At 66.9% G+C, this 15,556-nt stretch carries 13 protein-coding genes; 9 read left to right on the top strand and 4 right to left on the bottom strand.

Translation table 11 applies throughout. The features are described from left to right. The first annotated feature begins 56 nt into the window (after positions 1-56). The 4 genes from xth to J2T07_RS14380 all read left to right on the top strand — a co-directional run bounded on the left by xth (position 57) and on the right by J2T07_RS14380 (position 7,096). Complete coding sequence (xth, locus tag J2T07_RS14395) at positions 57-884, top strand: exodeoxyribonuclease III (protein ID WP_306850803.1); 828 nt, start codon at positions 57-59, stop codon at positions 882-884. Between the two features lie 105 nt (positions 885-989). Then, complete coding sequence (locus tag J2T07_RS14390; protein ID WP_306850802.1) at positions 990-3,158, top strand: hybrid sensor histidine kinase/response regulator; 2,169 nt, start codon at positions 990-992, stop codon at positions 3,156-3,158. Beyond that, positions 3,155-4,012: an alpha/beta hydrolase gene (locus J2T07_RS14385; RefSeq protein ID WP_306850801.1), complete on the top strand. Its 858-nt coding sequence runs from the start codon at positions 3,155-3,157 to the stop codon at positions 4,010-4,012. Before J2T07_RS14390 ends, J2T07_RS14385 begins: the two co-directional genes overlap by 4 nt. Before the next feature lie 48 nt (positions 4,013-4,060). Further along, positions 4,061-7,096 (top strand): sensor histidine kinase, encoded by a 3,036-nt coding sequence (locus J2T07_RS14380; RefSeq protein ID WP_306850800.1) that lies wholly within the window; start codon positions 4,061-4,063, stop codon positions 7,094-7,096. Here the strand turns inward: J2T07_RS14380 and J2T07_RS14375 are convergent. Then, the gene (locus J2T07_RS14375; protein ID WP_306850799.1) at positions 7,093-8,895 is read right to left on the bottom strand and encodes a glycoside hydrolase family 97 protein; all 1,803 of its coding nucleotides are present in this window, start codon (positions 8,893-8,895) and stop codon (positions 7,093-7,095) included. The genes J2T07_RS14380 and J2T07_RS14375 overlap by 4 nt on opposite strands. Positions 8,896-9,013: 118 nt before the next feature. On the opposite strand from J2T07_RS14375, the gene J2T07_RS14370 reads away from it, so the two are divergent. Beyond that, the gene (locus J2T07_RS14370; protein WP_306850798.1) at positions 9,014-9,853 is read left to right on the top strand and encodes a methyltransferase domain-containing protein; all 840 of its coding nucleotides are present in this window, start codon (positions 9,014-9,016) and stop codon (positions 9,851-9,853) included. Here J2T07_RS14370 and J2T07_RS14365 read toward each other — a convergent pair. Next, the gene (locus J2T07_RS14365; RefSeq protein ID WP_306850797.1) at positions 9,833-10,744 is read right to left on the bottom strand and encodes a hypothetical protein; all 912 of its coding nucleotides are present in this window, start codon (positions 10,742-10,744) and stop codon (positions 9,833-9,835) included. The two genes, J2T07_RS14370 and J2T07_RS14365, sit on opposite strands and share 21 nt — an antisense overlap. A gap of 132 nt (positions 10,745-10,876) precedes the next feature. Here J2T07_RS14365 and J2T07_RS14360 point away from each other — a divergent pair, with 132 nt between their 5' ends. Genes J2T07_RS14360 through J2T07_RS14350 form a run of 3 tightly spaced genes read left to right on the top strand, consistent with a single transcriptional unit; the run spans position 10,877 to position 12,764 of the window. After that, positions 10,877-11,710, top strand: coding sequence for a DUF2167 domain-containing protein (locus tag J2T07_RS14360; protein WP_306850796.1), 834 nt, complete (start codon positions 10,877-10,879; stop codon positions 11,708-11,710). An 8-nt stretch (positions 11,711-11,718) separates the two neighbouring features. Then, positions 11,719-12,432 (top strand): hypothetical protein, encoded by a 714-nt coding sequence (locus J2T07_RS14355; RefSeq protein WP_306850795.1) that lies wholly within the window; start codon positions 11,719-11,721, stop codon positions 12,430-12,432. Beyond that, a complete protein-coding gene (locus tag J2T07_RS14350) occupies positions 12,429-12,764 on the top strand; it encodes a J domain-containing protein (RefSeq protein ID WP_306850794.1) in 336 nt (111 codons plus the stop codon). The genes J2T07_RS14355 and J2T07_RS14350 overlap by 4 nt, the downstream gene beginning before the upstream one ends. 22 nt (positions 12,765-12,786) lie before the next feature. Here J2T07_RS14350 and J2T07_RS14345 read toward each other — a convergent pair whose 3' ends face one another. Further along, entirely contained in the window at positions 12,787-13,275 is a 489-nt protein-coding gene (locus J2T07_RS14345; RefSeq protein WP_306850793.1) for a hypothetical protein, read from the bottom strand. A gap of 99 nt (positions 13,276-13,374) precedes the next feature. Then, positions 13,375-14,202, bottom strand: a complete 828-nt coding sequence (locus tag J2T07_RS14340) for a plasmid replication/partition related protein (protein WP_306850792.1) — start codon at positions 14,200-14,202, stop codon at positions 13,375-13,377. Between the two features lie 174 nt (positions 14,203-14,376). On the opposite strand from J2T07_RS14340, the gene J2T07_RS14335 reads away from it, so the two are divergent. Continuing rightward, positions 14,377-15,540, top strand: coding sequence for a threonine aldolase family protein (locus tag J2T07_RS14335; protein ID WP_306850791.1), 1,164 nt, complete (start codon positions 14,377-14,379; stop codon positions 15,538-15,540). Positions 15,541-15,556: the final 16 nt, after the last annotated feature.

Raw genomic sequence — 15,556 nt, 5'->3', positions numbered from 1 at the left:
TCCATCCCGGCCGGCCATCACCCGTCATCCACCCGACCTGACCGACATTCCGCCGAATGAAGATCGCGACCTACAACGTCAACGGCATTCGCTCCCGTCTCCCCAACCTGATCGAGTGGCTAGAGCGGGAATCGCCCGATATCGCCTGCCTCCAGGAACTGAAGGCGGTGGACACGGGATTTCCGATCGGGGCGATCAACGATGCGGGGTACGGCGCGCTCTGGGCCGGCCAGGCCTCATGGAATGGAGTGGCCGTCCTGGCGAAGGGAGTGGACCCGGTGGAAAGCCGCCGGGGGCTGCCCGGCGATGAAAAGGACACGCAGAGCCGTTACCTGGAGGCGGCGGCGCACGGCGTCCTGGTCGGCTGTCTCTATCTGCCCAATGGAAACCCGTGGCCAGGCCCGAAGTTCGAATACAAGCTGGCGTGGTTCGAGCGCTTCATCCGGCATGCCAAGGGGTTGCTCGACAGCGGACACCCGGTGGTGCTGGCGGGCGATTACAACGTGGTGCCCACCGACGAGGACATCTACGACCCGAAGGGGTGGCGCCGCGACGCCCTGCTACAGCCGGAGAGTCGTGAGGCATACGCCCGGCTGCTGGCCCAGGGATGGACGGACGCATTGCGCACCATTCACCCCGAGGAGCGCATCTACACGTTCTGGGACTACTTCCGGCAGCATTGGCCCCGCAACCGGGGGCTTCGTATCGACCACCTGCTGCTGTCGCCGGATCTGGCCAAGCGGCTGGCCGATGCCAATGTCGATCGCTGGGTCCGGGATCAGCCCAAGGCCAGCGATCACGCCCCGGTGTGGGTCGAACTGGGGAAACCGGCCCGGAAGCGTGCACCAGCGAAGAAGACAGCGACCGCCCGGAAGCCCGCGTAGCGCGGCTGGAAACGTTTTCACGAAAGTGAATCCCCACGCCGCACTTGCCAGCGGCGACAGAGTTCATAGACTAGGCGGCTATTGGGGGAGGTGGACCAATCGAGCATGAAGATCGATGGCGGTAGCGGCAAGCGCGCCGAACCGGTGATGCTCAGTGAGGTCGCCGAGCGGTTGCGTAACCCGCGTATCGATCGCATCGTGGCGAGCTTCCGTGAGTACCACGTCTCGCTGATGCGTACGGTGGTTCTCGGATTCGTCGTCATCTGGTCCGCCGCATGGCTCCAGGGCCCCGTGCCGATGGCGATCGAGGCCCACCGCGTGGTTCCCGTCGCGGCCGCCCTGTTCGTGCTCAGTGCCTTCTGGATGCTTGGCCTCCGGGCGGGTTCGTTGCGCCAGAACGTGGCGATCGATGCCGTCGGCGGTGTCACCAACTTCGTCATGGTTGCCGTCTTGCTCAAGTCGGCGTTCATGTTGCTCATCACGCTGACCCCGGTGTTGCCCTTCCTCTCCGTGGCATTGGGCGTGCGTTACAGCCGCAGGGCCTTCGTCGCCAGCGTCGCCGCGTCGGTGGCTATCCTGGCCGTGGTGGCGCCGGATGGTTTCTGGATTGCCCGTCCGGCCTATGCGTTATATGCCCTGGCGCTGGTGATCGTGCTCCCGATGACGCTCTACCGCATGATGGATGCGTTGCGCGAGGTGTCGGCGGAAGCGATCGCCTCGCGCGAGGCACAGCACCGCTTCATCTCGATGATGAGCCACGAGATGCGCACGCCGCTGGGTACGGTGATACATGCCGCTTCGCTGCTCGACACCTCGGCCATGAACGACGACCAGCGCCGCCTGGTGGCCCTGCTTTCCACCAACGCCAATGCCTTGCTGCATCGGGTGAACGCCGTGCTGGACGTCGCGTCCTTCGCCGGCGGCAGTTTCAACCTTCGTCACCAGGCCTTCGCTTTCGACGAGGTGCTGGCGACGGTGGGGGCCGTTTGCCGTCCCTACGCGGCCGAGAAGCGGATCGCCTTCAGCCTGTCGCGCGATGCCTCGGTCGAAGGCGTGTTCGCGGGCGACCCTGGGCGCATCGAGCAGGTGCTGTCCAACCTCGCCTCCAATGCACTGAAGTTCACGCCGCCGGGAGGCTCGGTCGACGTGCGCGTGGAACTGCTGGAAAGCGTGGCGGGCCGCGATCCGACCATCGTCTGCACCGTGACCGATACAGGCATCGGTATCGCCGATAGCGACAAGCAGCGGATCTTCGATCCTTTCCACCAACTGAGTGCAGGCGAAAGCCGGCGCCAGGAGGGGGTCGGGCTGGGCCTCTACATCGTGCGCAACGTCTCCGAGCAGATGCAGGGCAGCCTCGACGTGGGCGACAACCCCATGGGCGGCTCGGTTTTCAGCTGGCGCTTCACCTTGCCTCGGGCGGCCGCCGGGGCGCGCAGCGTGGCCGACACGCCGCTGGTGGACCTGCTCGACGACCACAGGGTGAGGGTCGCTCCACTGCGCTGCCTGGTGGTGGACGACAACGCCGCCAATCGCGAGATCGTGGGACGCATCCTGGAGCGCGCCGGTCACCAGCCCGTGTTCGGTGCCAGCGGCGACGAGGCCCTGTCGCGCCTGGCCAGCGAAGGCGTCGACCTGATCTTCATGGATCTGCATATGCCCGGCAGTTCCGGCTGGGACGTGCTTGGCCGCATCGAAGTTGCCCGGCGCACAGGCAGCGTGCCGCCCATCGTGATGCTCAGCGCGGATTCCAGCCATGACGCCGTGCGCATCGCCTTCAGGGCGGGCGCGCGGGCCTACCTGACGAAACCGATCGCGGCGCAACGCCTGCTCGATGTGATCGAAGCCGTCGCGGAGGAGCGCGAGCTCGCGCATGCCGTGCGGCATTGGCAGCCGGTGATCGATTCACCGGCGGATGGGCGGGGTAACATCGGTACCCCTCTGGATGAGATGCGCGCGCTCAGCAGCCAGGACGAGTTCGCCAACTTCGTCGATCTCTGCGCCCATACCACCGGCCACCACCTGGATGCGCTTCGCGCCGCGATCGCCTCGCACGACATCGCCGCGGCGTCCGAGGCGGTCCATGCCTTGCGTAACGTGCTGGGCAACCTGGGTGTACCCGGCGCCAGCCGCGTATGCGACGACATCGCCGTGATCGTCGATGCCGGCGGCGACATGCGTGCGGCCTCCGCCGAGGTCGATGCGCTGGGCCGGTCGGTACGGCGCTTCGTGGAAATCCAGCGGCAGCAGGCGGGCGTGGCGGCCGACGCGTGAGGACACTGGATGAGCTCGCCAGCGACATCGATCAAAGGGAGCGCCAAGTAGCGGATATCAAGGCCGACAACGAGGCGCGTATCGTGTTTGGCGCAGGCGTGCCGCATGATCGTCAGCCGCTGTCGGTCGTCTACCTGCACGGCTTCACCGCCAGCCAGGCGGAGGGTGCGCCGGCACATCGTACGATCGCCCGGGCCTGCGCGGCCCACCTCTTCCTCAATCGCCTGACCGGACATGGCTCGGACGAACCCGGGGCCATGGCCGGTGCTTCGCCAGAGCGATGGCGCGCGGACGCTGATGCGGCGCTGGAGATCGGCCTGCGCCTGGGCGAAAAAATAGTACTCGTCTGCACGTCGATGGGTGCGTCGCTCGCCCTCGATCTGGCAGTGCGCCGCCCGGACGCCATCGCGGCCGTGGTGGCCTGGTCCCCCGGTATCCGCGTACACGATCCCGAGCAGTTGCGCGCGGCGCTCTTGCTGCAAGGTGCCGTGGTGCCGCCGGGGGAGAGGTCGCCGTTCCAGCGGCGCTACTGGTCGTCGATGGTCCATTCCGATGGCTACCGCGCCATCGCGCGGCTCTTTATCGAGTGGATGCGACCGGAGCGCCTGGGCACCATCGTTTGCCCTGTGTTCTTCGGCATGTGGGACGGCGGCGAGGGCGACCGCGATACGCTCACGTCGGTGGCGGCGATGCGCGAGGCGTTCGCGTGGCTCGGGACTGCGCCATCGCGTCGCCGGCTGGTCGCCTACGATCATGCCGCGCACGTGCTCGCCTCACCCGAGCGCTCTCCCGCGGCCGCACGGGTACTTGCTGATTCGGTAGCGTTCCTGCATGACGTGGGCGTCGCGCGCTGACGGATCGCCGACGCGCTATCTTTGCCTGTTCCGAGGGAGGTCGACCCTGTGCGTTTCCAACGCGCGATCGCTGCGTGGATGTCGGTCTGGCTGGTGGTTGCCGGCTGGCTGGCGTTCGCCTGCGACACCCTGGCGGCAGATAGCCGGGATCGCGACATCGGCCAGTTCTACCACACGGCATGGACGATACGCGAAGGCGCCCCGGGCCAGGTCACGGCGTTGGCGCAGACGCGCGACGGTTACCTCTGGTTGGGCACGCAAACCGGCCTCTATCGTTTCGATGGCGTGCGTTTCGAACGCTACCACCCACGCGAGGGTGGAGACTTCCTGGCGTCCAGCGTGGCCTCGCTTTATGCGCCGCCATCCGGCGGCTTGTGGGTCGGGTTCCGTTATGGCGTGGCGAGTTTCATCGACGGGGACCACGCCATGCATTACGCGGCGTCGTCCGGACTACCCACGGGAACGCTTTATGCCATCGGCGGTACCCCCGACGGCAACATCTGGGCGGCGACCTTCAATGGTCTCGTCCGCCTCGATCATGGGCGCTGGATATCGGTGGGCCCTTCGATGGGCTTGCCGGGCATGCGCGCCCGCAACCTGTTCGTGGATCGCGAAGGCCGCCTCTGGGTGGCGACCGAAGATGCACTGGCCTGGTTGCCGCGTGGTGGTCACCGTTTCGAAGTGGCGACACGCGAGGTCGGCCGGGTGAACCGGATCGCCGAGGCCGCCGACGGTTCGATCTGGGTGGCCGAGGCTGATGGCGGGGTGCGTCCGGCGTGGACGGGCGAGGCCGATCCCGCCGAAGCCGGTCCCGTACTGCGATTGTCGTCGGCGGGCTTGCTATTCGACCGGGACGGCGCCTTGTGGATGCCGACCTTGGGCGATGGCATCCGCCGCGTACCCCGGGTGCGCGATCTTCCGCGCCGCGTGATCGGTGCGGAAAGTGCCGAGGCGCAGCGTTTCGTGGAGCGCGACGGGCTCAGTTCCGATTACGCCAGCAGCGTGATCCAGGATCGCGAAGGGAATATCTGGGTGGGGGGCAGCCGGGGACTCGACCGTTTTCGGGTGAGCCGCCTGCTGCCGGCGATGCTTCCCTCCGGTGCCACGGATTTCGCCATGGTAGCGGCGAAGAATCATGGCGTCTGGGTTGGCACCAAGAGCCGGCCACTCAGCCGGGTCGACGCGAACGGCATCGAACCCATCGCACTGACCGAGGCGATCACCGCCGCCAGCCGTGATGCCGACGGCATCTGGCTCGGCGGTCCTGGAGGCCTCTGGCGCCTGCATGACGGCAAGCCCGAACCGTTCGCTCCGTTGCCCTACCCGGATTACTCGGGGGTGCAGGCGGTGGTGGGCGATGGCAAGGGTGGTGCCTGGGTGTCGGTCAACCGGCCCGGCATCTTCCACTTCACCGAAGGTGGCTGGGAGCACGATCCCCTGCCGGCCGTTCCCATCGACTCGGCTCCGCTGGTCTTGATGAACGACCGCCGTGCGCGGCTGTGGATGGGCTTCGCCCGCAACAACATCCTCGTGCGCTCGCAAGGCGGGGACGTCGTGATCGGATCGGGCGAAGGATTGGCGGTGGGCAATGTCACGGCGCTGCTGGAAGACGGCGAGGCCGTATGGGTCGGTGGCGAACTCGGCATCGGCGTCGTCATCGCCGGCCGGGCGCGGATGATCGCGATGGCGGGCGATCCGCTGCGCGGTGTCTCCGGCCTGGTCCGCGATCATCGTGGCGACTTCTGGGCCAACGCGGCACAGGGCGTTGTCCGGATAGCCACGGCTGACATGGCGCGTGCATTGGAAGAGCCGGACTACCGGCCCCCGGGCACCTTGTTCGATTCCCTCGACGGCTTGCCGGGCACACCCGCGCAATTCAGGCCGTTACCCACCGCGGTCGTGGCGGACGATGGCCGGCTATGGTTCGCCACCACGAGCGGCATTGTCTCCATCGATCCCGCGCACGTGCCCCGCAACCCCTTGGCACCACCGGTGTCCATTCGTTCCTTTTCCACGGATGTCGGCACGTGGCCCGCAGGCCCTCGTATCGATCTGCCCGCGTATACCGAGCGGCTGCGGATCGCGTTCACGGCCACGAGCCTGAGCGTGCCCGAACGTGTGCGCTTCCGTTATCGCATGGAAGGCCTCGACACGCGCTGGCGCGATGCGGGAAACGATCGCGAGGCCGTCTATACCGACCCGCCGCCCGGCCACTATGTGTTCCGCGTCACCGCGGCGAACGAAGATGGCGTGGTCAACGAGGAAGGCGCGTCGATCGAGGTCAACGTGGCGCGTGCGTTCTACCAGATGCCGTGGTTCTTCCTGCTATGTCTGCTCGCGGTCGTGCTTCTTGCCTGGCTGGCCTTCTTCCTGCGCCTGCGCAGCATGGCCTCGCAACTGCGCGCGCGCTTGCAGGAGCGGCATGCGGAACGCGAACGCATCGCCAGGGAATTGCATGACACCTTGTTGCAGAGCATCCAGGGATTGACCATGCGCTTCCAGGCCATCGCCAACCGCGTGCCGCCGGAAGAGCCGCTGCGCGGTGAGATGGAACGCGCCTTGGATCGCGCCGACGAAGCGCTGGTGGAAGCGCGAGACCGCGTGCGCGACCTGCGCGCCCACGCCGGGGAGTCGGCGCGCCTGGATGTCGCGTTGCGGGCCCTGTCTTCGGCGTATGCAGCGGAACACACGGTACCTGTGGTCGTAACCACCTACGGGGACCTGCGCGGCCTGGATGACCTGGTTCGTGACGAGCTATATGGCATCGCCCGTGAAGCCGTGCACAACGCCCTCACCCATGCGCAGGGGAACCGCGTCGACGTGGAGCTTCGGGTCGAAGACGCCGAACTGCTCCTTTCGGTACGCGACGACGGCCGCGGCATCGACGAAGCGGTGCTCCGTGACGGCCGCGAGGGCCACTGGGGTCTGCGCGGCATTCGCGAGCGCGCCGCCACCATCGATGCGCTCGTCTCGATCGCTTCGCGCCTGGACGGCGGGACGGATGTGTGCGTACGGTTGCCCGTTGCGCGAGCGTTCCCGCACCGTGCGGGGTGGCTGCGCCGGTTACGGGATACGTTGCGCTAGCGGTAACAACCGCTCGCGAACTGTCCCTTGGCCAGCGGACACAGGATCGCGGCGAAACCTCCGTTCACGGATACCTCGAACGAAAGCGCGCCATCGGCCGTGATGTTTTGTGCCGAGCGGACCACGTCGCCCCTGCCCACGCCGTCACGAACGATATCGGCGTGCCACGGCCCGACGCCCAGGGATGCCAGTGGCACGCTGAGCCGGCGCGCGGGCCCGGCCGAGATCGCGCCGATGAACCAGCGGTCGCCGCTGCGGCGGGCGAAGATCGCGTCCCGTCCAGGCGTGCCGCCGAGTAGCTTCGTCTCGTCCCACGCGGTGGGGACCTGGTCGAGGAAGGCGAGCGCTTGCGGCCGGCGCTCGTAAGCTTCCGGCATGTCGGCCAGGTGCGTCCAGCCCGACTCGAAGACGATCGGCAACGCCAACTCGTGCGCGATCGAGGCTTCCTTCCGGCCCGCATCGAATGCCACCGGCGTGTAGTCCATGGAACCGACGACATTGCGTGTGTACGGCTGGATGGTGTTTCCAGCCGCGGGCGGATCGTTCTCCGCGCCGCGCACGCCTTCCATGGTCATCAGGTGCGGCCACGTACGAGCGAGGCCATGGGGAATCGTCGCGCCGTGGAAGTTCACCATGAGGTGCAGTTTCGCCGTATCGGCGAGGGTGTCGTCGTACCAGCGATAACGCGCCTGCGAGTCGGATTCCATGAAGTCGATCTTCACTCCCTTCACGCCCCAGCCCTTCACCCGCGCGAGTTCGGCCATGCGCTTGGCGGGTGTGTCGAGTTTCGACCAGTGGAACCAGAGCAGGATGTCGACATGCTTCGCGTTCGCATAGCGGACCAGGCCCGGCACCCAGCTCTCGTTCCAGCCTTCGTCGACCAGCACATAGGGGATGCGGTTGCGTGCGGCGAAGTCCACATAGGCTTTCTGCCGTTCGGCGTTCGAGGGGCTGTCGTGTTCGCTCAGCCACGACCAGGCGACCTTGCCCGGGCGAATCCAAGAGGTATCGGCGAAGCGCGCCGGATCGGCGAGGTCGTCGACCAGGGTGGACTCCGTGACGGTGGCAAGGTCGCCGGCGATCACCGTGCGCCACGGTGTGACACCGGTGCTTTCCACGCGGGCGTCGGCGAGGGTCAATGCATACGTGCCGCTGTTCGCCGCGTGCGTAAGGCGGCTGCCGTCGTAGCGGCCGTCGGCGTTGGCTTCGGTGACCAGCACGTAGTTGTCGCCGACCTGGAACAGCGACGGGTAGCCGTAATCGCCCGGTGCGGCACTTCCCGCGCTGGTTTCGATACGTTCTTTCTCGTACTGCGGGTTATAGGGAAGCAACCACGCTCTCGCAGCCGGCGGCACGGCGAACGCGGTGGCCTCGCCGGTCACCGTCGCCTGCGCCGTTCCTGGCAATTCGTAGCGGAATGCCACGCCGTCGTTGGCGACGCGCACGACGACATCGAGCTTCTGCCCCTTGCCGTTCTGCAAGGCGTATCGGGTTTCGGAAAGATTGGCATGGCGATCCAGGCGCTTGCCGACGGTCATGCGATAGCGCTCGGTGAGCTGCCGCTGCGTGGTACCGACGAGTCGAAGGCCATGGGTAAGATCCGCCTCCATGGTGCGGAGGCCGAGGGTCTCGTCCACGAGGGCGAGGCCGTGCGGATCGGTGATGGTGAGCACCGGCTGCCCGCCGTCGCGAAATACCAGCGTCGCCAGCGGAGGGGTCGCCAAGGCGGGCAGACAGAAGCACGCGACGAGCATGGCGGCGATACGGCGGGGGACGAACGAACGGCGTACGAGCTTCATCCGGCGGTTCCTGTCGGCTGCGGGAGGCATATGCATGACGGTCCACCGCCGAGGATTCCACACGGCACCCCCGTACTCAAGGCATCCTTGGGCAAACTGTGAGGAGACACACCGTTCCATGGAATCGCTAGCCTCCACCGTCGTGCTGCTCGAACAGGAGCAGGCGTGGCGTGACCCCGCCGCCTTCCTGTGGCGCGCCGAAGCCGCCGACCGTCTCGACCTGCTCCTTATCGGCGCGCACGATCCCGCGTGGCGGGAGCGCGCGGCGCGGCTCCTCGATGCCATGGAAACGCTCGACGCGGAAGGTTTCTCTTCGATCCGGGATGCCATCCGTCGCGGCGAAGGACGCGCCGCGTTGACGGCATGGCTCGATGTCGGCTTTCCGACGGGACAGCACTACGACGTGCTGGACCATATCGTCGCGGGCGTGCTTTCGCTGGAGGAACCCGCGGTGCCATGCGTGTTGCCGGCGGAGATGGTTTTCTATCAACCGAGCCCCGCAAGGCACATCATCGATGGCGTAGCGCGTGCCGGCATCACGGCCGGCGATATCGTGCTGGATCTCGGAGCGGGCATGGGACACGTGCCGATCCTGGTGGCGATCCTCACGGGAGCGCGCACGCTCGGCGTGGAACGCGAGCCCGCCTACGTCGATCGGGCGGTCGAGGCGGTAGCCCGCCTGGGCCTGGCCGGCGTGCACATGCGCGTCGGCGACGCGCGTGACGCCGACCTGTCGGAGGCGAACGTCTTCTACCTGTTCACGCCCTTCGTCGGCAGCGTGCTGCGCGATGTCGTGGCCAACATCGAGCGCGAAGCACGGCGGCGACCGATCCGCGTGATCACACTCGGTCCCTGTTCGCGCACCTTTGCACGGATGCCATGGCTCCGCAGCGATGACCCGGATCCCCAGGCGGCGGAACGCATCGTGGTGTTCCGTTCAACGCTTGGCGAGCGGTAACCTGCTTATCAGCTTTGCGCGGAAGACGCCCGCGAGTTGGTGGAATCCCGCCTCGGTGGGGTGCATCTCGTCGTTCCACTGTGCGTCGTCGGTCAATTGCCCGCGCAGGTCCGCGTAGTCGAACATGCCGCCGAAAGCCGCGTTGCGCTTCACCGGCTCGAGTACGCGCTGGACGAAACCGTCGATCAGGTGGCGGGTGAACTCGCGCCATGCATCGATGCCGCCCTCGATCACGGTCTCGATGTTCGGTCCGATCCACGGGCCGGCAGACTTTTTCAGCAAGGCGGCGGCGCCCAGGTTGCGCAAGCCGAGTTCAGCCGCGCTGCCGATGCGCCGCGGATAGTCGTATGTGTGCGCGATGATCGGCACATCGGGCCGTGCTTCATGGAATGTCTTGACGAAGAACGCGTAAGCCTCGCGTACCTCTTCGTAACGGCCGGTCGCGACGATGGCATCGAACGCCTGGCTGGCGCTCAGGCCACGCCGCCCGGCCAGGGCATCGTGCAGCCATGTGTCGACGAAGTCGTTGCCGCCGGCGCTCAGCAGCACGGCATCGAACCGATAACGGGTGAACCAGCCGACGAGATCGTCGACGTTGTCCTCGGTGAACATCGAGCGACCGGGATGGGCGGCTTGCGGAGCCGCCTGATCGCCGCTGCGTTCCACCCGGAAGAAGAGGCCGCCCTTGCCGAACTGCGGCACGCCCCGCGCCTCGTCTTCGGGGGCGGGAGACACGATCCAGTCGAGCAGGTTCATCGCCAGTGGCGTGGAAAACCAGGAGTCGCCTTCGCAGAGGATCACGGGGGTGTGTTCGAGCGCGTGCTGGCCCTTGAGACCCATGTACATGGCACGGAACTGGCCACGCTGGGACAGGGCGGAGGATTGCGGCATGGCGTGTCCTCGTTCGATGGGCCTGCCGATCCTACACCCGGCCATCGGGGGAGGCTTGCCTTGACGATGTTTTTCCCCGGTCCCAAACTCGCCCGGTCGCGGCAGGGGGTTGCGACCCACCAGGGGAAAACCATGAAGGGTTTGGCAAGGAAGTGGGCGACCTTCGTCGCCTTGTCGCTGTTCGTATCCATGTCGAATGCGTCGGCGCTTTCGGATCTGCCATGGCAGTTCGGACCGGCCAAGGTGCAGGTGGGTCCGCAAGCCACGATCGAGGTGCCGGATGGCTATGCCTTCCTCGATCCGGAAGGCACGAAGCGGCTCAACGTGCTGATGGAGAATCCGCCGGACGAGACCGACACGTACACGCTCGCGCCGACCGACATGCGTTGGACCGCCTTCTTCGACTACGACGACATCGGCTACGTCAAGGACGATGAGAAGCTGGACCCCGACGACATCCTGAAGTCCGTCAAGGAAGGTACCGAGGAAAGCAACAAGGAACGTCGCTCGCGCGGCTGGGACACGCTCACCCTCGTCGGCTGGAAGAACCCGCCGCAGTACGACACGCAGTTCAAGTCGTTGGCCTGGTCGTTCCTGGCGCGCAACGACAAGTCGCAAACGGAAGTGGTGAATTATAACGCGCGCATCCTCGGCCGAAGTGGCGTCATGAACGTGGTACTGGTGTCGGACCCGGAATCGCTCGATGCGTCGGTTGCGGATTTCAAGGGTGCGCTGGATGGCTTCGCGTTCGCGCCGGGCCAGACCTATACCGATTTCCATGCGGGCGATCGCGTGGCGGAGTACGGCCTTGCCGCGCTGATCACCGGAGGCGTGGCCGCGGTGGCGGCCAAGAAGGGGTTCTTCGCCGTGATAGCCACGTTCTTCGCCGCGGCCTGGAAGTTCATTCTCATCGGCCTCGCCGCCGTCGGCGGCGCGATCAAGCGCCTGTTCGGGCGCAAGGCGTAGACGCCGGGATGTTGCCGCATGCGTGGTGGTTGCTGGCCGGCGTCGTGGGGATGTATCTCTACGACGCCGTGCTGCTCATCTACCACAACGATGTGGTGTTCTTCGAACGGAGGGACGGTGACTGGTCGTTCTCCGTCGGTTCGGACTTCGAGCTGGCGGGGCGGCATGTCTATATACCTCCATTACTCGCACCCGGCCGGCCCATGTTGCGCCTGCGCTGGTCGTCCCGCCTCGCCCCGCTCGACATCGCCTCGCCGCATGGTTTGCGCGCGTGGCGATCCGGCGTGGGCGCCACGGTGCTTCCTGTGATGCTCGTGGCCTTGCTGTTCGCCGCGATGCCCGCCGTCTTGTTCACGTCGGTATGGGTGCTCCTGGGCTGGATGGTCGCGTTATATGTCGCCATCGTCCTGGCCGTGCTGCGAACCTGGCGGATGCGCAAGCTCACCGGACTCGGCGGCAGGACCTTCGCTTCGTTGGCCTCCGATGCCTTGCTCTGCGCGCCCTACGCGCTGAACATCGTGCGGAAACAGGGACTGCATGCCGCGGAGCGCTTCGACCTGGTGGCCGCGGCCCATGCCTTGCTCGACAGCGACGAGCGTGCGCGCCTGGCGGCGGCCATCCACGCGAGGCTGCATCGGCAGATGGATCTCGAAGACCCCGGCAGCGAGCGGCACTCGCAATTGCAGACCTACCTCCTACAGATCGAAGGTGCCCTGGCATGAGCACGCTCGAATTCGTCGTCATCGGCGCCTGCCTTGCGATCGGCTACAAGTACACGTCCGCGTTGCTGGGCAAGCGCGACGAGCCCACCCCGGACGACCGTCCCCCGGACATCACGCCTTTCTTCGAGCGACCGCTGCCATGGCACGAGGTGCTGGGCGTGCTTCCGGAGGCGACGCATGCAGAGATCGTGGCCGCCTACCGCACGCGCATGAGCCAGTACCACCCGGACAAGGTGGCCAACATGGGAGAGGACATCCGCGCGCTGGCCGAACGCCGCGCGAAGGAGATCAACGCGGCCTACGCGGAGGCATGCGCCGCCCGGCCCGCCTGAGCGGGCCGACCCAGGAAAGGGATCAGCGGATGCGGCCGCCGCCGAAGTGTCCGGTGCCGCCGCCCACGGAAATGCTGACCCCTCCGGTGGGATGTTCGCAGCTGCCGAAGGCCTGGCTGAGGCTCACCGTGCCTGCCTGATAGTTGCCGCTGCCGCCGTGGCTGGCGCTGACCACGCCCGTGCTGACGCTGCCATGTACCTGGGGTTTGTTGTAGGTCGCATCGTCGCAGCGGGGACCTGCGTCTTCCACGTCGGCGCCGGCCATGCGGCCGCTGGTGTCGCCGTAGTAGGTGCCGGGCGGGTCCTTCGGCCGGGATGGCGTCACGGCGACGCTTTCGCCGCTCTTCGTCACCGCCGTTCCGGCCGCGCCTTGGGTGGTGGCCGGGGGCGCGGTGCTGCTGGAGGAGGCCGGCACGTAGTCCGCCGGCAGCCTGAGGTTGAGCGGTTTTTCCTGCGCCACGGCGGCCGTGGCAAGCAGGGAAAGGGCGGTGAGGGCGAGGATCGGTTTCATGGGACGCTCCGGGTTAGGCCATGGAACGCTTCAGGGCGCGTCCGGTGTACCGGCCTTGGAACACCGGTGTGCCACCGGAGTTCCCGGCCTTTCGCCACCTTACTCCGCCGGCGCCTCGTCGGCGTCCTCGGGCACGCTTTCGCCAAGGCGGGCGCGCAGGCTGTCGATCTCGCGGCGAAGGTTGCGGTTCTCGGCTTCGAGTTCGGCGACTTGCTCGCGCAAGGCCTTCACCTCGTCGGTCGGCTTTTCACGCGGCTTGCGCTTCGACTCCCTGACGCGCTTGGCCGCTTCCTTCAGTTCCGCGTCGCCGGCGGTGGCCGCGGCACGCTGTTCTTCCTCGGGCAGGCTGGCAACCGCCGCCGCGGCGCTGATCGACAAGGTTCCGGATTTCACCGCGGCGACCACCTCCGGAGCGGCCTCCTTGCGGATCTTTTCGATCATCCCTACCTGGTTGCTGCTGATCCGGGCTTCGCGCGCGATGTCCTTGCGGGTCTCGGCGGGAGGGGTCTTGGCCGGCTTCCCCTGTGCCGGCTGTGCGCCGGCGGCATCGAAGGGCAGGTCGGACGCGGTGTCGGCACCCTCGGCCGCGGCCATGCGGGCACGCCGCTCGGCGAGGATCTCGCGCTTGCGCAGGGCCAGCACCCCGCGCTGGAAATCCGAGACGCTGCGCCGTCCCAGGTGCTGCTCGATCATCCACAAGTGCACGTCGTCCAGGGACTGGAAACGCTCGTTCTGCACGGTGGTGAAGGGGATGTCGTGCTTGCGGCAGATGCCGTACCGGTTGTGCCCGTCGACCAGCGTGTCGCCCCATAGCACCAGCGCGTCGCGGCAGCCCTCGGTGAGCAGGCTGCGCTCCAGCGCCTCGTACTCGTCGGGGGTCAGCGGGTCGATGTAGGCCTTGAGGTCTTCGTTGACGACGATATGCATGATGCGGCTACAGGCGGACGCGACGGCGGGGGCGGCATTCTAGTGCCTGCGACGGAACCGTGCAGGAATCCGGCCTCCGCCCCGCCAGGGACCCATGACGGACGGCCATTGGCGGCCACGAAAGGACATGCGAGTCTTGGCCGGCATAGGGGTGTCGCTCACGGGAGGGATCGGATGGTCAGTCGTCGCGAGTTCATGCAGGCCGCGCCGTTGGGCGCGCTTTCCCTGGCAGGCCTGGGCCTGGCCTGGCCGGCGGCACACGCCGCCGCCAAGACGCCACGTTCGGTGCAGGACATCCCCGTTGAAAAGATGGTCTCCCTGGCCGGCGACAACGTGCCGAGGAAACCGGCGCAATACCCCGCTCAACTGGCCGAGATACTCAAGGAAACCAGCGATGTGGGCGATTCCTACCTCGCGGAAGGCGCCGTGGGACGCCTGGAGGCGCAGTTCGCGAAGCTGCTGGGCAAGGAAGACGCGGCTTTCATGCCGACCGGCACCATGGCCAATCAGATCGCCATCCGGCTCCTGAGCGGCGACCGTTCGCGTGTGCTGCTGCAGAAGGAAAGCCACGTCTATCGTGACGAGGCGGACGCGGTCGCCGTGATGAACGCGATCAACCCCGTACCGGTCGATGGCGGGGCTTCGGACGGCCTTTACGATGCCGTGGCCGCGGCCTTCGCGCAAAGCGCCGAGAAGCCTTACCCGGTCGAGATCGGTGCGGTCTCGGTCGAGAGCCCCGTGCGGCGGCTGGATGGCGCGGCGGTGTCGCAGGAAACGGTGTCGAAGCTCGGGGCGCTCGCACGAAGCAAGGGCGCGGGCATGCACCTGGATGGCGCGCGCCTGTTATTGATGTATGGCAACAAGGACTTCGACCTCCAGCGGTATTGCGCGCCGTTCGATTCGGTCTATGTGTCGCTTTACAAGTACCTGGGCGCGCCGTTCGGCGCCGTGCTGGCGGGCGACAAGGCCTTCGTCGCGAAAGCGCGCCTGGCGCGCCACGTGTTCGGCGGCACGATCTACCACGGCTGGATAGCCGCGGCGATCGCATCGAAGACCTTGGTGGGTTTCGATCAGCGATTCACACGCGTGCATGCCGAGGCGGAGAGGTTGCTCGGCCTGCTTGGCGCCATGCCGGGTATCGCGGTGCAGCGCGTGCCGAACGGCAGCAACATCGCCTTCCTCGAGCTCGACGAGCGGATGGCCACGGGATTGCGGGAACGCCTGTTGGAGCAGGACATCGTCGTCGGCTCCGTCCATGAAGGAAGATTGCAGCTGACCTTCAACGAAACGATCCTGCGCAAGCCCGTGGCGGCTATCGCGGCTGCCTTTTCGCCTTAAGCCCGCGGATGACGGA

This window comes from Luteibacter jiangsuensis (assembly GCF_030812295.1).
Lineage (GTDB): Bacteria > Pseudomonadota > Gammaproteobacteria > Xanthomonadales > Rhodanobacteraceae > Luteibacter > Luteibacter jiangsuensis_A.
This window is presented reverse-complemented; position numbering and strand designations above follow the sequence as displayed.